The sequence below is a fragment of the Sphaerisporangium corydalis genome, from assembly GCF_025506355.1.
Lineage (GTDB): Bacteria > Actinomycetota > Actinomycetes > Streptosporangiales > Streptosporangiaceae > Sphaerisporangium > Sphaerisporangium corydalis.
The window spans coordinates 15188-36527 of sequence record NZ_JANZYP010000075.1 but is presented as its reverse complement, the minus strand read 5'-3'; the positions used below and the strand labels follow the sequence as shown (position 1 = coordinate 36527).

The following is a 21340-nucleotide window of genomic DNA, read 5'->3' as shown; positions in this document are numbered from 1 at the left end:
ATCCGTTCCAGGCGCCGGCGTCGTGCCGGGTATGGTCAGACCATACTCCAGGACCGAAGGAGGGTCACGTGGCGGACAAGGCACGTCGGCCGCGCGCGTTCGAGGAGGTGCTCCTCCAGGTCGAGCGGCGCATCGCCGACGACGGGCTCAGGGTGGGCGACCGGCTGCCGGGCGAACGGCAGCTCGCCGAGCAGCTCCAGGTGAGCCGGGCCTCGGTGCGCGAGGCGCTCCGCGTCCTCGAGACGCTGGGCGTGGTGTCGTCGCAGGCGGGCCGGGGGCCGGACGCGGGTGCGGTGCTCACCTCACGTCCCGACAGCGCGCTGACCGGCCTGCTGCGCCTCAGCCTCGGCCTGTCCAGCCTCACGATGCGCGAGGTCATCGACACCCGGCTGATGATCGAGCGCTGGTCGGCCGAGCAGGCCGCCCGCCGGGCCGCGCCGGAGCCGTCCGGCGCCATGGGTGAGGCCATGCGCGCCATGGAGGCCGCCGGGAGCGCGGAGGAGTTCGTCGAGCACGACATCGCCTTCCACATGGCCATCGCCGAGGCCTCGGGCAACCGGCTCATCGAGGCCGTCATGCGCGCCCTGCGCGACGCGATGCGCCGGTACGCCATCGAGGCGGTCGAGCGGCTCGGCGACACGGGCGTGCTGCGGGAGGACCACCGGCGGATCCACGCCGCGATCACCTCGGGCGACGCGGCCGGCGCTGCCGACGCCGTGACCGCCCACCTCGCCCACGCCTACCCCGAACTCCTCTGACCGCCGCGCACTCGACCGACCTAGATAGAACGTGTTCTAATTGCGGGCGCTGGCCGGACTCCTGCGGAGGCTTGAAGATGAGCGGTGACCTGAAGCTCGGACTGAACGTCGGCTACTGGCAGCGGAACGCCGACGACGCCACCGAGGTGGTGCTGACCGCCGAACGGCTCGGCTACGAGTCGGTGTGGACGGCCGAGGCGTACGGCTCGGACGCCTTCACGCCACTGGCCTGGTACGGCGCCAGGACCAGCAGGATCAAGCTGGGCACCAGCGTCGCGCAGATCTCCGCCCGCGCGCCGGTGACCACCGCGATGACCGCGATGACGCTCGACCACCTCACCGGAGGGCGGCTGCTGCTCGGCATCGGCGCCTCCGGGCCGCAGGTCGTGGAGGGCTGGTACGGCACGCCGTTCCCCCGCCCGCTCGCCCGCACCCGCGAGTACGTCGACATCATGCGCAAGGTCTGGCGCCGGGAGGAACCCGTTACCAGCGACGGCCCGCACTACCCCCTCCCCTACCCCGGCGGAGCGAACCTCGGCAAGCCGCTCAAGCTGATCACCCACCCGCTGCGGCCCGAGATCCCGATCTACCTGGGCGCCGAGGGCCCCAAGAACGTCGCGCTCGCCGCCGAGATCACCGACGGCTGGCTGCCGCTGTTCGTGTTCCCCGAGAAGCTCGGCGCCATGTACGGCGACTCGCTCGCGGGCGCCGGGCCCGGCTTCGACATCGCGGCGATGGTCCTGGTGAGCGTCACCGACGACATCCGGTCCGCGCTGGACGGCGTGAAGATGATGCTCACCCTCTACATCGGGGGCATGGGCGCCAAGAGCCGCAACTTCCACGCCGACATCGTCGGCCGGATGGGCTTCGCCGACGCGGCGGAGAAGATCCAGGAGCTCTACCTCGCCGGGCGCAGGGACGAGGCCTTCGCGGCGATACCGGACGAACTCGCCGACGGCATCTCCCTGGTCGGCCCGCCCGCCCGCATCCGCGAACGCCTCCAGCCCTGGCGCGACAGCCCCGTGACCAACCTCCTGGTCATGGGCCCCCGCGACGAACCCACCCTCCGCACCATCCGCGACCTCGTCCTCGGCTGACACCTCATGATATCACTTTTGAAAGTGATATCATGAGGGGATGAAGCAGCTCCTGTTGAGGGTCGACGACGAGCTCCACGCGCGCCTGCGAGAACGCGCCCGGCGAGAACACCGCTCCATCAACGCCATCGCCAACGACATCCTCGCCGTCGCCGCCACGGTCGACCCCGATTCGCCACGCGATCGGCTGAGGTCCCGGGCGGCGGCGCTGGGCGTGCTGGCGGCACGGTCCCCACGTGAGCCCGGAGACGGCGCGCCCGCCTCTCCCCCGCGCCACCCCGTGGACCTGAACACCATCGCCGATCTCACGGCAGGCTGGGGTCCCCAGCTGGAGAAGATCTTCGCCGAAGACCGGGAACGCTCGTGATCGTCTACGCCGACTCGTCGGTCCTGGCCCGGGCCTACCTGTCCGACGAGCCGTATCACCGTGAGGCCCGTTCGCTCCTCGAAGATCCCGATGTGCTGCTGGTCACGGGGTCGTGGACGGACATCGAGGTGAGCGGTGCCCTGGTCCGGGCCGCGCGCGGACACCGGGGGGACGTCCAGACCCTCCTGAACGCATGGGACTCCCACACCGACCCCGACGGCGGGCTGATCACGCTGCTCACCGCCCCGCAGGAGAAGGTGGAGGCCCTGGCGCTGCGAATCGTCCGCGAACACGGGCTGCGGGCCAGGGACGCCTGGCACGTGTCGGTGGCCTCCCTGGTCGTCCCCGAACTGGCCGACGGCGAGCCGTACGGGTTCGCGTCCCGCGACAAGGCTCAGGCGGAGATCGCCGCTGGGTATGGGTTCTTGGTGGTCTGATCGGTTCGGGGGAGAGGGTCGGTGAGGGTGGCGGTGATCAGGGGGGTCAGGGTGGGGAGGAAGGACTCGGAGACGTCGACGGGGCGGCGGAGGACGCTCGCCGCGTAGAGGAGGTCGGCGGCCTCCTGTTGTTCGGCGGCGAGTTCCGGGCCGGCGGGTTCCAGGCGCCAGGGGAGGCGGGCCAGGGCCGTCTCCCAGGCGTCCACCGAGCCGCCGACCGCCTCCACGGTCAGGTGGGCCGCCTCTCTCGGGTTGGCCCGGGCCCAGTCGTCGGCCTGCCGCAGCGCCCCGACCACGGCGGCGACCGCGTCAGGGCGGCTCTCGGCGAAGTCGCGCCTGGCGAGGAACAGCGAACGGTCGGAGACCACCCCGGCGGTCCTCGCGAGGACGCGGACCCGTTCCGAACTCTCGGCCTTCACCAGGTCGGCGCCCTGGGCCACCCAGGCGGCGATCTCTCCTGAGCGGAGCCACTTGACCGCCTCACGGCCCGCCGCGCGCGGCTCGACGTCCTGGTACGACAGGCCCGCCCCGGCCAGCAGCTTGGCCATGAAGTGGGTGTGCCAGGTACCGGCGCCGAAGGCGACGGGCCTGCCTTCGAGGTCGGCGACCGTGCGGACCGGGTGGGCCGGGCCCGGCGTCCCCGGCGCGGCCACCAGGAGGGCGCCGTGGCCGGGACGGGGGGCCGAGGCGGCGACGTGCACGACGGGCAGCCCGGCGGCCCGCGCGACCAGCGGCGCGGTGGAGCCGGTGCCGCCGAAGTCGATGGCGCCCTCGGCCAGCAGGTCACCGGTCCGGGTGCCGTCGGCGTAGAAGTACAGCTCCAGGGGTTCCTCGAAGCCGTCGAGCAGGTGGTCGAGGCGCGACAGGAAGAACAGCGACGGGCTGTCGTTGTGCACGCCGATCCGAATGGTCATCGCTGGACATCCTGATCCGGGGTGGTCATGGGGAGCCGGGGTACCCGGGCACGGCGGGCGTCCTCCTGAGCGCGCCCCGCTCGCCGCCGTGCCCGGTCTGTGGGCCCCGTGATCCTCGTGTACGCCGGCGGGGTCATACGGTCTGCTCCTGGTAGGACCGGCGGCGGGCCTGGGCGTCCGCCAGGGCGGAGTGGTCGGCCCAGGCGTCCACGTCCACGGCCGCGTCCAGGAAGCCGTGCGCCCGCAGGAAGCGTCCCTGGTCGGCGAGGAGCGCCAGCCGCTCGGCGGACAGGTCGACCGACAGGTCGGGCAGTTCGTGGGAGGCGGGTGGGACGGCGGACCGGTCGTGGGTGGGGAACCGGTCGTGGGAGGTGGGTGGCCGGTCGTGGGAGGTGGGGAACCGGTCGCGGGTGGTGGGGGGTTCGCCCGGGAGGGCGAGGGCGTGGGCGGGGTGGGCGGTGGCCCATTCGGCCGCGTCGAGCAGGACGCGCAGGAAGCGCGCGACGACGTCCGGGCGGACGTCCAGGAGCAGCTTGTCGACGGTGATCGGCCTGAGCGTGCCGTCGTTGAGGCGCACCCGCCGGTCGGGGTGGCCGTCGAGGTCGATCGCGACGTGCAGGCCGTACCGGCGCGCGGCCTCCACGGCCGGCGCGCCCTTGACGTATACGGCGTCGATCTCGCCCCTGGCGAGCGCCTCGAACTCGGCGGCCCACTGCCGTGCAGCATGGGCGGCCGGACGGCCCGCGACGGCGGAGGACCACGCGCCCGTGGCGGCGGGACCCCGGACCTCACCGGCGGGGCTCCGGAACTCACTGGTGGCGGGACCCCAGACGTCACCGGCAGCGGGACCTCGGGCCTCGCCGGCGGCGGAGCTCCGGATGTCAGCGGCGGAGCTCCGGAAGTCGGCGGCGGGGCTCCGGATGTCGGCGGACGAGCGTCGGACGGCGGCGGCCGGGGTTCGTGCGATGCCGGATGGGCGGCGGGGGGTGACGGCGGGGATGGGGACGTCGATGGGGTGGGTGTCGTTGAGGGTCAGGCCGCCGGCCCACAGGGCACCCTGGAAGCCGCGCAGGGCGGACGCGCGCCGCACGTCGACCGCGCCGTTCGCGCGGCGGACGCCGAACCTCGGGCCGGTGCGGAGAGGCAGGCCGATACGCCGTCCCCGCAGGTCCTCGGGTTCGCGGATGGTCACGTAGGGGCGGGTGACGATGGCCTGGCGCTCTTCGGCCCAGGTCAGGCCGACCAGGCGGGTGGCGGCGCCGCGTGAGCGCGCCCCGAGGGCCAACGCGTTGCCGCTCTCGCGGAACAAGGTTCTGGGCGTATGGCGATGGCCATCGGCGCCCGGGGTTTGCCCGAGGTCGCGTACGGCGATGCCTTCGGGAGTGAACTCGTCGTCGAGCCAGCCGAGATCAGCGGCGATCCCCGTGGCCGTGAGCCGCTCGGGGTGGCGGGTGTACCAAAGCTCCTGCACGTTCTTCTCCTGTCGTCGTCGATCGGCCGGTGGGCGTCACGGCGCGACAGAGCGTCCCGGTGACCCTGCACAGATCGACGTGCCGGCGGGAGGTCAGAAAGGCGGCGCGGTTCACCTGACCTACGGTAAACACTTGCCTGGCTCTTTGCAACTATCCCTACTTGTTTTATATGAAATTAGGGGTTTCCAAGCCATCCGCAAGTCAGCGGCCTCGCAGACAAGTTGCGACCAAGTGATTCACGGCATCGTCGGATCCCAGGGATCGGCCAAGCCACGGCGCCGGCGCGGCGGCTCGCCGCGCCCACCCATGAGCGGAGATCAGCACAAATGAGCAGCACGGTGCTCATCCTCACCGAGGATGGCGACACGCAGGCACGGCACGTCGCCCGCGCCCTCGCCGAACGGGGGGCCGAAGCGCTCGTCCTGGACCCCGGGTGGTTCCCCGAGACCGCCCGGCTCTCCGTCGCCCTCGACCCGTCCGGATCGGCCACCCGGCTGCTCCTCACCGACGACCGCCGCGTCGACCTGGACCGGATCACGTCGGTCTGGTTCCGGCGGCCGGCCCCGCCGCAGGGCGAACCGGCCGAGGAGGGGCCCACGCAGCAGAACGGGTTCGCCTCCGACGTGTGGGACACGCTCGACTGCCTCGCCGTACCGGCCACGCGGGCGGTCATCGGGCGCGCCCAGCGGAAGCTCTACCAGTTGTCGGCCGCCGGGCGGCTGGGCTTCGAGCTGCCGTCCACGCTGATCAGCACCGACCATGACGAGTTACTGGACTTCTACCTCGCCCACCAGGGACAGATCGTGACCCAGGTGCTCAACCGCCCGTGGGCCATCACCGAACGGAACCCGCAGGAGGAGGCCACCGCCCTCACCGACCCCAAGGGGACCGGGCCCTTCCCGCTGGTCGCGCAGGCGCAGGTACTGCGCAGGCTCGCCCTTCGGGTCATCGTCGCCGGCCCACGGGTGTTCGCCGCGGAGATCCACTCCCCGGAGAGCGCGCGGCGGCTGCGCGAGCACACCCTCCCCGAGGACGTCGGCATGCGGTGCCTGGGCCTCATGCACCACCTCGGCCTGTCCTTCGGGACGATCGACCTCACCCTGACCCCCGAAGGCCACTACGTCTTCCAGGAGGTGAACCCCGGGGGCGGCTTCCTGCTGATCGAGGAGGTCACCGGGATGCCGGTCACCGAGGCCCTCTGCGATCTCCTTCTCCCGTCGTCGCCCGGCGGGTAGGCGAGCAGGCGGGCGTCGTGCCCGGGACCGGCGAGCGGGACGACGCGTCCGACCCGGGCCCGTCCTCCCGCTCGACCCCGTCAGACCCCTCAGACCCGTCAGATCCGGGCTCGCCCTCCCGCCCGGCGCCGCCGGACCGCTCGTCCCCGGCGGGACCGCCCGGTTCGGAAGTGCTCACCCGTCCGGCCTTGTCGCAGGCCACGGGGGGTGCGGGGGGTGCGGGGCGGGTGAGCCAGAAGACCACCGCGATCATGGCGACGACCAGCACGGCGGCCGTGCCGGCCAGCACGGCCCCCCGACCGGCCGGCGGCCGGAGCGCACGACGATCGGCCAGACTCATGACCCGCCGACCGCCCCCGGCCCCCTCCCGACCACCGGCTTCGACCCGCTCCCTGCCACCGACCTCGGCCCGCTCCCGGCCGACCTCGGCCCGCTCCCGGCGACCGGCGAGGTCCCGCCCGCCGGCCGCGCTCTGCCCGCTCTCGTGGTGGGCCGCCGTGACGGCCCGGCGGTCCTCGGTGCCGGACGGGCGTCCCTGGGTGGGCGGGACGACGGGCGACACCGGCCGGAACTCCGGGCCGGGCTCCACCGTGAACCCCTCCTCGTCGCCGAGGAACCGGCGGTACGCGCCCAGCGCCACCTCGCGGCAGGCCCGCAGGTCGTCCTCGTCGGGCCTGGAGACGGTCCCGTCCACGCAGAACCCGTAGATGAGCCGCAGCGGGCGGCTGTGCTCGTCCCTGGGCACCGGAGCACCCGGCCCGGCCCCCGCCGGCGTGCCGGACCCCGCCTCCGCGGACCCACCGCCGCCGGACGGGCGGGGCCCCGCCCCCGAGGGCGTGCCGGGGCCGGTGATGTCGGCGGCGGTGACGGGGTGGGTGGCGTGGACCACCGTCAGGCGGCGGCCTGCCCCGGTGACCAGCTCGATGACGCTCGCCACCTCGGGGGACGAACCGGGCACCACCCTGTCGTCCAGGATGCCGTGGTCACGCTCGTCGATCAGGAAGCCGGGGGCCATCAGCGTCCGGTACCCGAGCCTGCGGCCACGGGCGACCAGGAAGGGCCAGCCTCGGGGAGAGAGGTCGCCGGCCATGTCAGCGCCCGTCCGACAGCCGGGAGTGCGGCAGCCGGCCTTCCAGCAGGTCCACCTTGCGTCTCATGTCGTACAGGACCTGCCTCCGCGCCCGCCGGGACTCCTCCAGGCGCCGCTCGGCCTGGCTCAGCTCGTCGTTCGCCCGCGTCCACTCGTCACCGGGCCCGGCCACCCGCGCGTCCAGGAACAGGCCGAGGACGGCCTCCCCCACCACGGCCGCCGAGGGCCCGAACGCGGCCATCACCGCCCGCCCGGCGACCTGCCCGGCGAAGCTCGTCAGGGACGCCAGCGCCTCCAGCGCGCCCTGCTGGGTGCGGCGGCGTATCTGGGCGTTCAGCGCCGAGCGCGTCTGGCGGTCGAGCCGGCTCTCCACCTGGTCGAACATGTCCGGCACCACCGCCGACAGCGGGACCTCCACGTTGGCCGGGTGCACCTCGCTCCGCGCCACCTTGACGATCTCCCCTTCCGGGCCGACCTCGGCGAACCCCGGGCCGACGGCGCTCACGGGGATCAACCGCACCACCCGGTCGGCGCTGTGCAGGCGCACCAGCGACCGGAACAGGTCGTTGGAGGTCAGCAGGTTGTGCACCATGCTCAGCCGGGTGTCCTCGTCGGGGTGCAGGTCGGCCAGCAGGTCCCACTTGGTGATGACGAAGCTGATCGGCGCCGACGCCTGGATCATCACCGGCAGCAGCGCGTTCAGCGTCCGTTCCAGGTGCACCCATCCCCGGGGGTGCCCATCGAGGTGCTGCCGGATCCGGTGGCCGTCGATCACCCCGATCAGCGCGTCCGCCGCGTCGATCTGGTCGAACAGCTCCTTCTGCCTGGTGGACCCGGCGTCCTGGATCTCGGTGAGCAGCTCCCCCGCGTACTCCAGGTACTTCAGGTGCAGGATGCTCATGGCCGCCCCGGCGACGTGGGTCCTCACCGTGAACGTGAAGTGCCGCGTCTCGCCCTTGGCCGTGCCCTGCGGCCAGTCCCCCGACGCCGCCGTGTCGGCCATCTGGACGTACCACCTGTTGAGCAGCAGCACGTCCTCGTGCGAGGCGGTCAGGTAGTAGCTCTGGCCCGCGGGCGCCTTCAGCCGGTGGTACATGCTCGCCAGCAGCAGCGTCTTCCCCGAGCCCTGCAGGCCGAGGGCCACCACCTGGAACGTCGGGGTGGTGTCGGGGACGCCGAGCGGCCGCGCCATCCTCCTGGCACGCAGCCCGCGCGCCAGCATGGCCAGCGAGATGGTCACCACGATGACCATGAGCACGACATACACGGAGCGGTCCCCATCCCGGCGCCCACGCTCGCGGGCGCCCGCACGTCCGGAGGCCGTACGGCGGGCCTCCGTTTCCTCGGATCCTGCTCCGGGAGGCGGGGTGCCGCATGAGTAGGGCCCTACTCAAACGCGGACGAAACATCCGCCCGGGGTCGTGCGTGCGGCCCGGGCGGGACCGTCCAGAACGCCGCGCCCGTGCGAAACCGTGCCGCCCGAGACCGTCCCGACCGAGGACGTGCCGCGCCCTAGTCGGGCCGGGGAGCGGGGTCGGTGGCGACCGAGCGGAGCAGCGGCCTGCTGAGCGCGCCGGCGCCGACGACCCCGGCGAAGCCCGCGACGACGCACACCAGCAGGGTGATCGCCCCGGTCGAGCTCACGCCCACCTTGGCGAACGGTGTGGCGCAGATCGCCCCCGTCAGGATCGAGCCCCCGCCCATGACCGTGAGCGGCACGAGCGTCTCCAGCCTCCTGGCCCTGTCGAGCACCTCAAGCGGGGTCCCGGCCAGGCGGAGGAGCGCGTAGGTCTGCCGCCGGTCCAGGACCGAGGACGCGGCCGTGATGCCCGCGCTCACGATGGCCACCAGGAAGGAGACCACCAGCACGATCAGCGTGCCGGTCCTGATGTCCCGCAGGAGCCACGACGCCACCACGTCGTCCTGCGCCGACAGCGACGAGCTCGGCGCCAGCAGGCCGACGAACCCCGCGACGAAGCCGGTGAGCGCCACCCCGCTCACGGTGCGCCACGCCGACCTCGGGTCGTCCACGAGGCGCCGGCCCGCCAGCAGGCTCGCGGGCCCCCGTGCCGCGCGGACGGTGACCCGCCCGACCAGGGCGACCACCCACGGCCCCACGAGGTTGAGCGACAGGAACGCCAGGCCGAGCACCGCCACGACGACGCCCACCCTGGCCCCGAACCCCAGGGTGGGCACCAGGGCGAGCGCCACCAGCAGTCCCGTCACCCGGACGAACCGCATCGCGGGCGGCGTCTCCCGCTTGGCCACGCCGAGCGGGCTGACGACGATCCTGCGCAGACCGGCCACCGCCGACACCCCGACCAGCAGGGGGACCGCCAGCAGCACGGCGGCGAGGGGAAGCACGCCCGGCCACAGGTCGGCCACGAACCACGGGCCCCCGGCGATCTCGACGCGGGTGAGCGGCGGGCTCGCCGCCGCGTACAGCACCAGGCCGAGGACCGCTCCCCCGAACGCGGTGATCACCGCCTCGGCCACGGTCATCACGACCACCTGCCCGGGGGTCGCCCCGACCAGGCGGAGCGAGGCGAGACGCCGGTCGCGCCGGGCGACCGTCAGCCGGGCCGCCGCGCCCCCGAAGACCAGCAGCGGCACGACCATGAACACGCTCGCGACGGCCGCCAGCGCGCTGTACGCTCCGGCGTCCGGGGTCGTCGCGCCCTCGAAGCCGGCCACCCTCGTCGCCGGCGCGCCGGGCCGGTGGCCGGCCGTCCCCCGGCCGCTCATCACCGGGTCGGCGGGCGCGTGGCCGACGACGGCGACCAGCTCGCCGGGGTGGATCAGGCCCGCGTCCCCGACCGTTCCCGCGACCGTGCGCGGGAAGCGGCCGACCAGCTCCGGCAGGTTCGCGATGGCCGCGAGCGCGGGGGACATCGCCACCTCCCCCGGCCCCGGCAGGCGGGTCAGGCCGGGCGGCGGGGCGATGCCGGGCACGAGCACCGCGACATGCACCACGGTGACCAGCCGGCCGCGTACGAGGTCGGCCTGGACCGCCTCGATGGCGCGGGCGGTGCCCCCGGCCGGCACCGGGCTGCGCCACGCCTCGCGGCCGGCCCGCCCGGCGAAGGCGAAGTTGACCGCCACCGCGAAGATCAGCAGCGTGGTGGATACGGCCACCGCCGCGACCGTCAGGGAGGATCCGAGCAGCCCCCGGCGCCCGCCGCCCCTCAGCAGCCGCCAGGTGAGCGCCATCAGGTTCCTCATCGCCCGCCCGCCTCTGCATGCGGTGAAACGGCGTGCGGTGAGACGGCGTGGGCTGAGGCGGTGTGCGGTGAGGGTGAGGCGGCGTGCGGGCGGCCGGTGAGCATGAGCCCGTCGCGGACCTCCACCACGCGGTCGCACCAGCCCGCCACGTGCGGATCATGGGTGACCACGACGAGCGAGGCGTCGTTGTGCTTGGTCGCCTCCACCAGCAGGCGCATCGTGTCGTGGCCGGTGGCCTGGTCGAGTGCCCCGGTGGGCTCGTCGGCGAACACGACCGCCGGCCTGGTCACCAGCGCCCTGGCGATCGCCACCCGCTGGGCCTGCCCGCCGGACAGCTCGCCCGGCCGGCGCCCCTCCATGCCGGCCAGGCCGAGCGGCCCGAACCACGACCTGGCCTCCCGGACGGCCCGCGCGCGGGAGTGGTCGCCGAGCATGAGCGGCAGCGCCACGTTCTCGTCGGCGGGCAGCTCGGGCAGCAGCTGGCCGAACTGGAAGACGAACCCGAAGCGGGTGCGGCGGAGCACGCTGCGCCCGCGCTCCCCCAGCGTGTCGACGCGCTGCCCGAGCAGGTGGACCTCCCCGGAGTCGGGCTTCATGATGCCCGCCAGGCAGTGCAGCAGGGTCGACTTCCCTGAGCCGCTCGGACCCATGATGGCGACGGCCTCACCCCGGTGGATCGTGAGGTCCACACCGGCGAGGGCGACCGTGGGCCCGAAACTCTTCTTCAGGCCCCGGCCTTCGAGAACATTGTGCGAGGACATGGCGACGAGCCTCCCGCCGGGGAGGCGGCGGGCGCATCGGCCGCCCGTCCGATGCTCCGCGGCCGGCCATCAGCCGAAAGGCTGATCTTCCGGAAAAGGGGACGGACGGCCGCCGGCACGATCCTTCCCGGCGAAAGGGGCGGACGGCTGCCGGCACGATTCTTCCCGGGCGAAAGGGGCGGGCCGCTGCTGGCACAATCGAGCGGGTGAGGGTACTCATCGCGGATGACCAGGAACTGGTGCGCACCGGCTTCCAGATGATCCTCGACGCCCAGCCGGACATCCAGGTCGTCGCGGCCGTCGCCGACGGCGCCTCCGCGGTCGAGCAGGCCCGCCGCCTCCGGCCCGACGTCTGCCTGCTGGACATCCGGATGCCCCGCCTCGACGGCCTGGAGGCCACCAGGATCCTGGCCGGCCCCGGCGTGCCCGACCCCATGCGCGTGGTGATCGTCACGACCTTCGACCTGGACGAGTACGTCTACGGGGCGCTGCGCGCGGGCGCGTGCGGGTTCCTGCTCAAGGACAGCGGCCCCACGCTGCTGATCGAGGCGATCCGCGCCGCCGCCAATGGGGAGTCGCTGGTCTCGCCGTCGGTCACGGTCCGGCTCCTGGCGCACCTCGCCCGGCCCCGGGCCGGCCGGCCGCTGCCGCCCAGGGAGCCGCTGACCGAACGCGAGCTGGACGTCGTGCTCCTGGTCGCGCGGGGCCGCACCAACCAGGAGGTCGCCGCGGAGCTGTTCGTCTCCCTGTCCACGGTGAAGACGCATCTCAGCAGCATCCAGCTCAAACTAGGCGCCAGGAACCGCGTCGAGATCGCCGCCTGGGCCTGGGAGTCCGGCACCGTCGGCTGACGCCCTCCTCCCGGCCCGAGGCCCGCGTCCCTGAAGGGCCTCTCACGGGCGTCGGGATCTTCTCCGGCGGCTCGCCGATTAGCGGGGAGGCCGACTGGATAGGAGTGAGTCAGGCGTCGCGTTAAGTCGCGGACGGAACACGACCTTTCTGCGCATGCCGGGGGGAGACACTAATGCGCTATTCCCGATCCGCAGTGAGCAGGTCGGCGATCGGCGTCTACCTGGCGCTCGCCGCCCAGATCGCCACCTTGACGTGCCTTGTCGTCTTCGAGGAGGCGCGGGGCAAGCTGCTCGCGCGCCAGGTCGCCATGCTGGGCGACAACCCGAACGCGCCGGGCGCCGAGGCCGTCGTCGGCGCGGTGACGTGGTTCGCCGTGCTGATCCTCCTGGTCGTCTCGGCGACGGTCGCGGCCGGGTGCTCGTACTTCGCGTGGCTGCGCCAGGCCGGGGCGACCCCGCGCATGATCGGCGTCGCGTGGTTCGTGCCCGTGCTGAACCTCGCCGCGCCGGCGCTGCTCGTGCACTCGCTCCGGGAGGACGCCGGCCTGCGTGAGGGCCGCCGCCGGTCCTGGCTGGTGCTGCTCGCCGCCTGGTGGGCGTGCTGGCTGGCCATGGTGTTCCTGATCCTGATCCGGCTGCCGGTCACGCATTCGCCGCAGGGCAGGGACCTGACCGGTCTCGGCCCCTCCGAGCTCGCCGTCGCGGTGCTGGCCGCCCTGTTGTGCGCCGCGACCGTCAGGGAGGTCACCGGGGCCAGGATGAGCGCGCGGCCGTCGGGGATCGCCCCCCGCCTGAAGCTGCTGCCCGCGCTGCGGTCCCTGCCCCGGCACACCTATCCCGCCGGGGAGTGACCACCGCCGGTCCCACGGGGTGACGTCCGGCCTCGTGGGACGACCTCCGGTCCCATGGAATGACCTCCGGTCTCAGGGGGTGACGTCCGTCGTGCGGCGGCGGGGAGCGGACGGCGGGGGCCCGGAGCTGCCCGGGCTGGCGTGCCAGAGTTTCGCCGGGGGCAGCCGCATCCCGGGCGGGGCGCCGTTGTCGGCGTACGGGGAGAGCCGGAACCCGTTGCCGTACTGGATGGGACGCCCGCCGACGCCTCCGGTGTCCCGGCGGGCGACGCCCAGCATGGCCCACACCTTGTCCATGCCCTCGGTGCGCCAGGCCTCGTCCAGCTCGACGAGGTTCCAGCAGTCCAGGGCGCGCAGGGACACCGCACGCGCGCCGACCCGCCGGACGACCCCCTTGGCCACCATCAGCCACGAGCCGAAGATCGTGGCGGCGCAGTGGCCCTGCACGGACTCGAAGAACGTCAGGTCGACCGGGCCCGTCGAGTCGTCCAGGGTGGTGAACACGATGCGCTGCCCCGAGCGGATGGCCGGGGTCTGCGTGGCGACCTTCACCCCCGCCACCAGGATCTCCGCCCCGTTGCGCATCCTGAGCAGCTCGTCGGACCTGACGACGCCGATCGCGTCGAGCAGCTCCCGGTGGAAGCCGATCACGTGCCGGGAGACGTCCATGCCGAGGATCTCCAGCTCGGCCTCGACGGCCTCCGCCTCGGTCATCTCCGGCAGCTCGCCCGGCTCGACCCGTTCGGTGAACTCCATCGGGATCTGCACCACCGGCGCCGCCTCGGCGGGCGCGGGGCGGGCGGCGGCGTACCGGGACCGGAAGCCCGCGCGGCCCCGCCTCCCCCCGGTCACGCCGGTCGCGGAGGCCCGGTCCAGGGCGCCCACCTGGGCGAGCAGGTCGCGCCGGGTCAGCTCCCCCGGGCGCCAGCGCGGGGCGCCGGTGTGCAGGCCGTACAGGGCGTCGACCCCGCCGACCTGGACGATCCGCTCGGCGACCGGCCTGGACGGGCGGGCGCGCTCCCAGAAGTCGGCCAGCGAGGTGTACGGCCGGCCGGCGACCATGCGCTCCACCTCGGCCTCGCTGATCCCCTTCACCGACGAGAACGGCACCCGCAGGCCGTACCCCTCCCCGAAACGCCGCTCGGAGGGTCCATCTCCGGGGTCACGCGGCTCTTCCGGGCCCTCGACGGGGGGTGCCTGGTGGCGTTCGACGAGCCAGTGCCGGCCGGAGTGGTTCACGTCCAGCGGCAGGACGGCCACCCCGCACTGGCGGGCCTCGTCCAGGATCACCCGGTTGGGGTACATGCCGGGCTCGTGGGTGAGCAGGCCGGCGAAGAACGCGGCGGTGTGGTGGCGTTTCAGCCAGGCCGACTGGTAGGTGGGCAGCGCGAACGCCGCCGCGTGCGCCTTGCAGAACCCGAACGCGCCGAACGCGTCGAGCACGCCCCACGCCCGGTCGGTCGTCTCCCTGTCGAACTCGGGGAGCACCTCGGCCTCCCACCACGCCATGATCCCGGCGCGGCCCTCTGGGGTGGAGAGGGAGCGGCGGACCTCCTCGGCCCGCGACAGGCCGCAGCCGGTCATGGTGTCGACGATCCTCAGGACCTGCTCGTGGAAGACGACAACGCCGTTGGTCTCCGCCAGCGCGGCCCTGAGCCTCGGGTGCGGGTAGCGCGCCTCGCGCCAGCCGTGCCTGGCCTCCAGATAGGGGGTGATCATGTCGGAGTTGACCGGGCCGGGCCGGAACAGCGAGATGTCCACGATCAGGTCGTGCATCGTGCGGGGCTCCAGCTTGGCCACCAGCTCGCGCTGGCCGGGCGACTCGATCTGGAAGCAGCCGAGCGTGCGGCCGGTGCTGATCATGTCGTACGTCGCCCGGTCGTCCTGGGGGACGCCGCGGTCGATGTCGATCTCCTGGCCGTCCACCCGCCTGACCTCGCTCAGCGCGTACGCGATCGACGACTGCATCCGCACGCCGAGGACGTCCAGCTTGAGCAGCCCGGCCTCCTCGACGTCCTCCTTGTCGTACTGGCTCATCGGGAAGTCCAGCAGGCTGCGCTCGACGGGGGTGCGGTCGCGCAGCCCGGAGTTGCCGACGAGCACGCCGCATGGGTGCAGGGCGATGTGGCGCGGCAGCCCGTCGAGCTTCTCGGCGAGCCGGAACAGCGTCTCAAGGGCCCGGTCGTTGAGGCCGCTGTCGCGCAGTTCGGGCAGGTCGGTCAGGGCGGAGCCGATCTGCCTGGCCCTGATGTGCGGGAACGCCTTGGCGATGACGTCGACCTCGTGCGGCGGCAGCCCCATGGCCGCGCCGACGTCGCGGATGGCGCTGCGCGCCCGGTAGGTCTCCATCATGGACACGCAGGCCACCCGGTCCTCGCCGTAGCGGTCGAGGATGGCCTGGTAGCAGTCGAGCCGTCGCGCGGACTCCACGTCCACGTCGATGTCGGGCAGGCCCACGCGGCCGTCGGACAGGAAGCGCTCCATGAGCAGGCCGTGGTCCAGGGGGTTCACCTCGCCGATGCGGATGAGGTAGTTGACCAGGCTGCCCGCCCCCGATCCCCTGATCGCGCAGCGCACCCCCATGCGGCGGATCATGTCCGTGATGCCGGAGACGGTTATGAAATATCCGGACAACTGTTTCCGCTCGATGACGTGCAGCTCGGACGCCAGCCGGTCCCTGGCCGCCGCGGACCGGTCCAGGCCCCGGACGGCCAGCCCGTCCTCGCACAGGCCGCGCAGCAGGGGGACCGGGTCCCCGTCGACCTCCGGGAGGAGCAGCCGCTCCGGCCCGCCGCGCAGCGCGAGGACCTCCAGCGGGTCGATCACGCACTGCCCGGCGGCCTCACCGGTGGCGGCGAGCAGCCGCCGCGCCCGGTCGCGGTCGCCCTCGCAGATCCGCGAGGCGACCCGTTCCATCTCCGCGCCGCTCTTGAGGTAGGCGTGCGAGGCGGAGTGCTCAAGGTGCCGGGGGTGCAGGGGGACGAGCTTGCGCGCGGCGTCGAGCACGTTCCCGACGCGGTAGTCCCCCGGGTCGAGGTGGCGCACCGCGTTGGTCAGCACGGCGGGCACGCCCATCGACTCGGCCAGGGTGAGCATCCGCAGGGCGGCGTTGGCCTCCCGGTAGCCGTACTGGTCGACGACCTCGACCACCAGGTGGGGGACCTCGGCCCGCCACGCGGCCAGCAGCGCGCGGGCCTGCTCGTCCCTGCGCGCCGCGAGCGCCCGGCCGACGTCGGACCGGGGGCCCAGCATGACCAGCAGCTCCCCGGCGTGCGGGGCGACCAGGTCCCGGGTCACCCGGGGTTCGCCCCGCTCGCCCGCGTAGTGGGCGGCGGTGGTGAGCCGGCACAGGTGCGCCCACCCGCCGGTCCGCGCCAGCACGGTGATCCGCTCCTCCTCGCGGGCCCGCCCGGGACCCGTCCCGCCGCCGTCAGGCCCCCGGAGCGCGAGGCCGTCGCCGGCCTCCCGGAGCGCGAGGTCGACGCCGACGACGGGGGCGATCCCGGCGTCGGCGCACGCCTGGACGTGCTTCACCGCGCCGTACATGCCGTCGCGGTCGGTCAGCGCGAGGACGTCCATCCCGTGCTCGGCCGCCCGGCGGGCCAGCTCCGCGGGGAACGCCGAGCCGTACCGCAGGGAGTAGGCGGAGGCGACGTGGAGGTGGGCGAACATCAGTCCCACGCCCTGAGCAGCAGCCAGCCGCCGCTCGCGGTGTCGAACCGCAGCTCGTAGGTGCCGACCCCCTTGGCGGGGCTCGCCTCGACCCGCCAGAACCGGCGCTCGCCCGGGTCGTTCTCGGAGATCTTCCACCACTCGCGGGAGGTCACCCAGTGGTCGAGGATCCGGTGGACGACGTAGAGCCGGTCACGCCAGACGAAGCGGGCGGGGTCGTCGTCCCGCGTCCACACCTCGATGGGATCTCCGTAGATTCTGCTCAAGGCGCTTCTTCTCCCTGGGCCTCATGAACTTTTGAGAGCACCCGGGGGAAGACGGGTGATGCCTACATCGAACATATGTTCTCAGGGCTCGCAGGGCAAATCGCCACGGTCCACACCCGCCATCCCCGTCCCCGCCGGGGCCGGCGGCGCGCACGGACCGGGGATCCACCAGGGGCGGGAGGCCGGACGAGGCCCCGAGTGAACAGCAAGGAGTCGGTTTCATCACCTTTTGTTCACATAACTACACCGGAACGCAGCGAACTAGATGCGAGTTGTTGTCTCGGCTCAACTATCGTCCCTCCCACACCCTCCGAAAGTGGGAGCAAAGCGTGCATTCACCTCAAACGCGTCTCGCCGGCCTGGCGGTCGCGCTCACCGTTGCCGCATCCTTCGGCGCCGCCTGTGGCGCCGCGCCGACGACCACCACCGAGAGCGGGGCGCCGGCCGCGGGAAGCGCCGCCAAGACGGCGGGCTCCGCCGCCGACCTCGGCGGCCTGGACAAACTCGTCGAGGCGGCCAAGAAGGAAGGCCAGCTCAACGTCATCGCCCTGCCTCCGGACTGGGCGAACTACGGCGAGATCATCACCGCCTTCACCACCAAGTACGGCATCAAGGTGAACAGCGAGAACCCCGACGGTTCCAGCTCCGACGAGATCAACGCGGTCAAGACCCGCAAGGGCCAGGACCGCGCCCCCGACGTGCTCGACCTCGGCACCGCCTTCGCGCTCAGCGGCGCGTCGGAGGGCCTGTTCGCCCCGTACAAGGTCCAGACCTGGGACAAGATCCCCGAGGGCCAGAAGGACGCGAGCGGCACCTGGTACAACGACTACGGCGGCTACGTCTCGATCGGGTGTGACGGCAAGCGCGTCAAGAACTGCCCGCAGACCTTCGCCGACCTGCTCAAGCCCGAGTACAAGGGCAAGGTCGCGATGAACGGCAACCCGACCAAGGCGGGCTCCGCCTTCGCCGGCGTCTTCGCCGCCTCGCTCGCCAACGGCGGCTCCTTCGACGACATCCAGCCCGGCCTGGACTTCTTCAAGAAGCTCAAGGCGGCGGGCAACTTCAACCCCGTCGAGTCCACTCCCGCGACCGTGCAGAACGGCGAGACGCCGATCAGCATCGACTGGGACTACCTCAACGCCGGGTACACCGACCAGTTCGCCGCCAAGGGCGTCGACTGGAAGGTCACCGTGCCCTCCGACGGCAAGTACGCGCAGTACTACGCCCAGGCGATCAACAAGGAGGCCCCCCACCCGGCCGCCGCGCGCCTGTGGGAGGAGTTCATCTACAGCCCCGAGGGCCAGAACCTCTACCTGAAGGGGTACGCCCGCGCCGTGCTGCTGCCCGCCATGCAGACCGACGGCTCGGCCGACGCGGCCCTGGTCGCCAAGCTCCCGAAGGTGGACGGCACACCCGAGTTCGCCAGCGACGCCCAGGTCACCAAGGCCAAGGAAGTCCTGGCCACCGGCTGGGGCGCCGCGGTCTCCGGCTGACACCGCGACCGACCATGGCTGAGACGCTTACCACGGCTCCCGCCGGCCTCCCCGCCGAGGAGCCGCCCAAGACGGGCGGGAGCCGTCATCGCGCGAAGGGCTGGACCGCGGCGCTCCCTTTGATGCTGTTCGTGGGCCTGGCCTTCGGGATCCCGGCGATCGCCCTGCTCGGCGGGGCGTTCACCTCGGACGGCTCGCTGAGCACGGCGAACCTCACCGAGTCCCTCCAAGGCGCCTACCTCACCGCGCTGCTCGGCAGCGTCAAGCTGTCCGCGCTCGTCGCGGTGGCCGGTGCCGTGCTCGGCACCTTCCTCGCCCAGGCGGTCGTCACCTCCCGCTTCCGCGCGCTGCGCGAGGCGGTCCTGACGGCCTCGGGGGTGCTCGCCAACTTCGGCGGCGTCCCGCTGGCGTTCGCCTGGATCGCCACGCTGGGCAACTCCGGCGTGCTGACCAGCCGGCTCAATTTGGGCGACCACGGCTGGAGCCTCTACAGCTTCTGGGGCCTGGCACTGGTGTACCTCTACTTCTCGGTCCCGCTGATGGTCCTGGTCGTCGTCCCCGCCCTGGACGGCCTGCGGCCGCAGTGGCGCGAGGCGGCCCAGAACAACGGGGCGAGCGCCTGGCAGTTCTGGCGGTACGTCGGCATCCCGGTGCTCACGCCGAGCCTGCTCGGCGGGGTGGTGCTGCTGTTCGGCGGCGCCTTCGCCGCGTACGCGACCGCCGCCGCGATGGTCGGCACGGTCGTCCCGCTGGTCACGCTCCAGATCGCCGACGCGCTCACCGGCAACGTGCTGATCGGGCACGAGAACGTGGCGCTGGCGCTCAGCTTCGACATGATCGTGGTGGCCGGCCTGGTCATGGCCGTCTACCTGCCCCTCCAGCGCAGGAGTGCGCGATGGCTGCGCTGACCCCGACAGTGCTCCCCGACGTCGGCGCGCCCGCCGCGCCCACCGGCCGTCCGCGCCGGGTGCGCGTCTGGCGGGGGATCGTGCTGGTCGTGGCCGCGGTGTACTTCCTCGTGCCGCTGCTGGCGTCGTTCGTCTTCACCGTCAACGACCCCGTCCAGGGCTTCTCGCTCGACGCCTACGGGGAGATCTTCTCCGCGGAGGGGTTCGGCCAGAGCCTGCTGCTGTCGCTCGGGCTGGCCGCCGCGACCATCGTCACCGTGCTGGTGCTGACGCTCCCGGCGATGCTGGCCGTCCGGCTCAGCGCGCCGAGGCTGCGGCCGGTGATGGAGATCCTGTGCACCCTGCCGCTGGTGGTCCCGCCGATCACGTTCGTGGCCGGGATCAGCACGGTGCTGCGCTGGGGGCCCGACTACCTGTCGACCACGCCGCTCTACCAGACGTTCATCGCCGTACAGAACCCGGCGTTCCCCGTCGTGCTGGTGATCGCGGACGTCGTGCTGGCGCTGCCGTTCGTCTACCGGGCGCTGGACGCCGGGCTCGGCGCGATGGACGTCCGCACGCTGGTGGAGGCGGCCAGGAACTGCGGCGCCTCCTGGCCGCACGTGATGTTCAGGGTGGTCATCCCCAACCTGAAGTCCGGCCTGGCCAGCGCGTCGTTCCTGACGCTCGCCCTGGTCCTCGGGGAGTACACCGTCGCGCGGCTGCTCGGCTTCCAGCCGTTCTCCGTGTGGATCGTCACCATCTCCGGCGCGAACGCCGCCCTGTCGGTCGCCGTGTCCATCTTCAGCCTGCTGCTCACCTGGCTGTTGCTGCTTGTCCTTTCCACCGCCGGCACCAGGCAAAGGAGTGGTTCGTGAACGGGGCTCGGGTGGAGTTCCGGGGGCTTCGCCGTACCTTCGGCACCACCGTCGCCCTCGACGGCCTGGACCTGACCGTCGAGCCGGGCGAGCTGATCGCCCTGCTCGGCCCCTCAGGCTGCGGCAAGACGACGGCGCTGCGTTGCGTCGCGGGCTTCGAGAGCCCCGACGCCGGCGCCGTGCTGGTCGACGGGAAGGACATCACGCGCGTACCGGCCAACCGCCGCGACGCCGGGATGGTCTTCCAGTCCTACAGCCTGTTCCCCAACCTGAACGCGCGCGACAACGTGACGTTCGGGCTGCGGGTGCGCAAGGTCCCCACGGCCAAGCGGCACGCCCGCGCCGCCGAGCTGCTCGAACTGGTCGGCCTGCCGTCCCAGGGCGAGCGCTACCCGCACCAGCTCTCCGGCGGGCAGCAGCAGCGGGTCGCGCTGGCCCGCGCCCTGGCCCTGGAGCCGCAGGTGCTGCTGCTCGACGAGCCGCTGTCGGCGCTCGACGCCAAGGTCCGGGTCACGCTCCGCGAGGAGATCCGGCGGCTGCAGTTGTCGCTCGGCATCACCACGATCTTCGTGACGCACGACCAGGAGGAGGCCCTCTCGATCGCCGACCACGTCGCGGTGCTCAAGGACGGGCGGCTGGAGCAGTCCGGTCCCCCGGCCGAGATCTACGACCGGCCGGCGACCCCGTTCGTGGCCGAGTTCGTCGGGACCATGAACCACCTGCCTGGACGGGTCACCGGGGACGAGGTCGAGGTCGCGGGGCAGCGCCTGCCCGTGCACGGTCAGAGGCCGGACTCCCCCGACGTCGACGTGCTCGTCCGCCCCGAGACCGTGCTGGTCACCCCGGACCCGGAGGGGGAGGCGGTCGTCGTCACCTCCTCGTTCCGCGGCGCGTCCGTGCGCCTGCGGCTGCGGCTCGCCGGCGGGACGGAGATCCTCGCCGACCTGCCGGGGCACGACGCCGCGCGCCTCGCGCCCGGGGAGCACGCCCGGGTACGGCTGGTGGAGCGCCCGGTGCTCGTCGCGCCGCGCACGGCCGCCGTGGCGGACGCGGTGCCCGCCGCCGGTTGACGGTACGGCCGGCTCCCGC

General features: G+C 73.0%; 20 protein-coding genes. 11 read left to right on the top strand and 9 right to left on the bottom strand.

Annotated features, from left to right (window positions below; translation table 11 throughout):
* Nucleotides 1–68: 68 nt before the first annotated feature.
* The 4 genes from NYZ98_RS35525 (at nt 69) to NYZ98_RS35510 (ending at nt 2659) form a co-directional block, all read left to right on the top strand.
* Nucleotides 69–758, top strand: a complete 690-nt coding sequence (locus NYZ98_RS35525; RefSeq protein WP_262848599.1) for a FadR/GntR family transcriptional regulator — start codon at nt 69–71, stop codon at nt 756–758.
* A gap of 77 nt (nt 759–835) precedes the next feature.
* Nucleotides 836–1855 carry an LLM class F420-dependent oxidoreductase gene (locus tag NYZ98_RS35520; RefSeq protein ID WP_262848597.1) on the top strand — a complete coding sequence of 340 codons (1020 nt, stop codon included), beginning with the start codon at nt 836–838 and terminating at the stop codon, nt 1853–1855.
* 40 nt (nt 1856–1895) lie between these two features.
* Complete coding sequence (locus NYZ98_RS35515) at nt 1896–2222, top strand: FitA-like ribbon-helix-helix domain-containing protein (RefSeq protein WP_262848595.1); 327 nt, start codon at nt 1896–1898, stop codon at nt 2220–2222.
* Entirely contained in the window at nt 2219–2659 is a 441-nt protein-coding gene (locus tag NYZ98_RS35510; protein ID WP_262848593.1) for a type II toxin-antitoxin system VapC family toxin, read from the top strand. Before NYZ98_RS35515 ends, NYZ98_RS35510 begins: the two co-directional genes overlap by 4 nt.
* Here the strand turns inward: NYZ98_RS35510 and NYZ98_RS35505 are convergent.
* The 3 genes from NYZ98_RS35505 to NYZ98_RS41635 all read right to left on the bottom strand — a co-directional run bounded on the left by NYZ98_RS35505 (nt 2617) and on the right by NYZ98_RS41635 (nt 5159).
* Nucleotides 2617–3573, bottom strand: a complete 957-nt coding sequence (locus NYZ98_RS35505) for an ABC transporter substrate-binding protein (protein WP_262848591.1) — start codon at nt 3571–3573, stop codon at nt 2617–2619. The genes NYZ98_RS35510 and NYZ98_RS35505 overlap by 43 nt on opposite strands.
* Nucleotides 3574–3706: 133 nt before the next feature.
* On the bottom strand, nt 3707–5044 hold the full coding sequence (locus tag NYZ98_RS35500; protein ID WP_262848589.1) for a hypothetical protein: 1338 nt from the start codon (nt 5042–5044) through the stop codon (nt 3707–3709).
* A complete protein-coding gene (locus NYZ98_RS41635; protein ID WP_380708182.1) occupies nt 4983–5159 on the bottom strand; it encodes a putative leader peptide in 177 nt (58 codons plus the stop codon). Before NYZ98_RS41635 ends, NYZ98_RS35500 begins: the two co-directional genes overlap by 62 nt.
* 212 nt (nt 5160–5371) lie before the next feature.
* Here NYZ98_RS41635 and NYZ98_RS35495 point away from each other — a divergent pair, with 212 nt between their 5' ends.
* The gene (locus NYZ98_RS35495; protein WP_262848587.1) at nt 5372–6280 is read left to right on the top strand and encodes an MvdC/MvdD family ATP grasp protein; all 909 of its coding nucleotides are present in this window, start codon (nt 5372–5374) and stop codon (nt 6278–6280) included.
* On the opposite strand, the gene NYZ98_RS35490 is transcribed toward NYZ98_RS35495, so the two are convergent.
* From NYZ98_RS35490 to NYZ98_RS35475, 4 genes are all read right to left on the bottom strand, one after another.
* On the bottom strand, nt 6231–7370 hold the full coding sequence (locus NYZ98_RS35490) for a hypothetical protein (RefSeq protein ID WP_262848585.1): 1140 nt from the start codon (nt 7368–7370) through the stop codon (nt 6231–6233). The two genes, NYZ98_RS35495 and NYZ98_RS35490, sit on opposite strands and share 50 nt — an antisense overlap.
* A gap of 1 nt (nt 7371) precedes the next feature.
* Nucleotides 7372–8637: a TRAFAC clade GTPase domain-containing protein gene (locus NYZ98_RS35485; RefSeq protein ID WP_262848583.1), complete on the bottom strand. Its 1266-nt coding sequence runs from the start codon at nt 8635–8637 to the stop codon at nt 7372–7374.
* Between the two features lie 245 nt (nt 8638–8882).
* Nucleotides 8883–10592 carry an ABC transporter permease gene (locus NYZ98_RS35480; RefSeq protein WP_262848581.1) on the bottom strand — a complete coding sequence of 570 codons (1710 nt, stop codon included), beginning with the start codon at nt 10590–10592 and terminating at the stop codon, nt 8883–8885.
* On the bottom strand, nt 10589–11353 hold the full coding sequence (locus tag NYZ98_RS35475) for an ABC transporter ATP-binding protein (RefSeq protein WP_262848579.1): 765 nt from the start codon (nt 11351–11353) through the stop codon (nt 10589–10591). The genes NYZ98_RS35480 and NYZ98_RS35475 overlap by 4 nt, the downstream gene beginning before the upstream one ends.
* Before the next feature lie 206 nt (nt 11354–11559).
* On the opposite strand from NYZ98_RS35475, the gene NYZ98_RS35470 reads away from it, so the two are divergent.
* Together NYZ98_RS35470 and NYZ98_RS35465 are read left to right on the top strand one after the other, a co-directional pair.
* A complete protein-coding gene (locus tag NYZ98_RS35470; RefSeq protein WP_262848577.1) occupies nt 11560–12204 on the top strand; it encodes a response regulator in 645 nt (214 codons plus the stop codon).
* Nucleotides 12205–12377: 173 nt separating this feature from the next.
* Nucleotides 12378–13055, top strand: coding sequence for a hypothetical protein (locus tag NYZ98_RS35465; protein ID WP_262848575.1), 678 nt, complete (start codon nt 12378–12380; stop codon nt 13053–13055).
* A gap of 72 nt (nt 13056–13127) precedes the next feature.
* On the opposite strand, the gene NYZ98_RS35460 is transcribed toward NYZ98_RS35465, so the two are convergent.
* Both NYZ98_RS35460 and NYZ98_RS35455 read right to left on the bottom strand, forming a co-directional pair.
* Complete coding sequence (locus tag NYZ98_RS35460; RefSeq protein WP_262848638.1) at nt 13128–16727, bottom strand: DNA polymerase III subunit alpha; 3600 nt, start codon at nt 16725–16727, stop codon at nt 13128–13130.
* Entirely contained in the window at nt 16727–16993 is a 267-nt protein-coding gene (locus NYZ98_RS35455; RefSeq protein ID WP_262848573.1) for a DUF6504 family protein, read from the bottom strand. Before NYZ98_RS35455 ends, NYZ98_RS35460 begins: the two co-directional genes overlap by 1 nt.
* A gap of 329 nt (nt 16994–17322) precedes the next feature.
* On the opposite strand from NYZ98_RS35455, the gene NYZ98_RS35450 reads away from it, so the two are divergent.
* From NYZ98_RS35450 to NYZ98_RS35435, 4 genes are read left to right on the top strand one after another with little or no spacing between them, the layout of a single operon-like run.
* Nucleotides 17323–18486, top strand: a complete 1164-nt coding sequence (locus NYZ98_RS35450; protein ID WP_262848571.1) for an ABC transporter substrate-binding protein — start codon at nt 17323–17325, stop codon at nt 18484–18486.
* Nucleotides 18487–18500: 14 nt separating this feature from the next.
* Nucleotides 18501–19394: an ABC transporter permease gene (locus NYZ98_RS35445; protein WP_262848569.1), complete on the top strand. Its 894-nt coding sequence runs from the start codon at nt 18501–18503 to the stop codon at nt 19392–19394.
* Nucleotides 19382–20251, top strand: a complete 870-nt coding sequence (locus tag NYZ98_RS35440; RefSeq protein WP_262848567.1) for an ABC transporter permease — start codon at nt 19382–19384, stop codon at nt 20249–20251. The genes NYZ98_RS35445 and NYZ98_RS35440 overlap by 13 nt, the downstream gene beginning before the upstream one ends.
* A complete protein-coding gene (locus NYZ98_RS35435) occupies nt 20248–21321 on the top strand; it encodes an ABC transporter ATP-binding protein (protein WP_262848564.1) in 1074 nt (357 codons plus the stop codon). Before NYZ98_RS35440 ends, NYZ98_RS35435 begins: the two co-directional genes overlap by 4 nt.
* Nucleotides 21322–21340 lie beyond the last annotated feature (19 nt).

Coding starts and splice junctions, on each gene's coding strand:
- NYZ98_RS35520 (WP_262848597.1), top strand. CDS start 836: ATGAGCGGTGACCTGAAGCTCGGACTGAACGTCGGCTACTGGCAGCGG.
- NYZ98_RS35515 (WP_262848595.1), top strand. CDS start 1,896: ATGAAGCAGCTCCTGTTGAGGGTCGACGACGAGCTCCACGCGCGCCTG.
- NYZ98_RS35505 (WP_262848591.1), bottom strand. CDS start 3,573: ATGACCATTCGGATCGGCGTGCACAACGACAGCCCGTCGCTGTTCTTC.
- NYZ98_RS35495 (WP_262848587.1), top strand. CDS start 5,372: ATGAGCAGCACGGTGCTCATCCTCACCGAGGATGGCGACACGCAGGCA.
- NYZ98_RS35490 (WP_262848585.1), bottom strand. CDS start 7,370: ATGGCCGGCGACCTCTCTCCCCGAGGCTGGCCCTTCCTGGTCGCCCGT.
- NYZ98_RS35480 (WP_262848581.1), bottom strand. CDS start 10,592: ATGAGGAACCTGATGGCGCTCACCTGGCGGCTGCTGAGGGGCGGCGGG.
- NYZ98_RS35475 (WP_262848579.1), bottom strand. CDS start 11,353: ATGTCCTCGCACAATGTTCTCGAAGGCCGGGGCCTGAAGAAGAGTTTC.
- NYZ98_RS35465 (WP_262848575.1), top strand. CDS start 12,378: ATGCGCTATTCCCGATCCGCAGTGAGCAGGTCGGCGATCGGCGTCTAC.
- NYZ98_RS35460 (WP_262848638.1), bottom strand. CDS start 16,727: ATGTTCGCCCACCTCCACGTCGCCTCCGCCTACTCCCTGCGGTACGGC.
- NYZ98_RS35445 (WP_262848569.1), top strand. CDS start 18,501: ATGGCTGAGACGCTTACCACGGCTCCCGCCGGCCTCCCCGCCGAGGAG.
- NYZ98_RS35440 (WP_262848567.1), top strand. CDS start 19,382: ATGGCTGCGCTGACCCCGACAGTGCTCCCCGACGTCGGCGCGCCCGCC.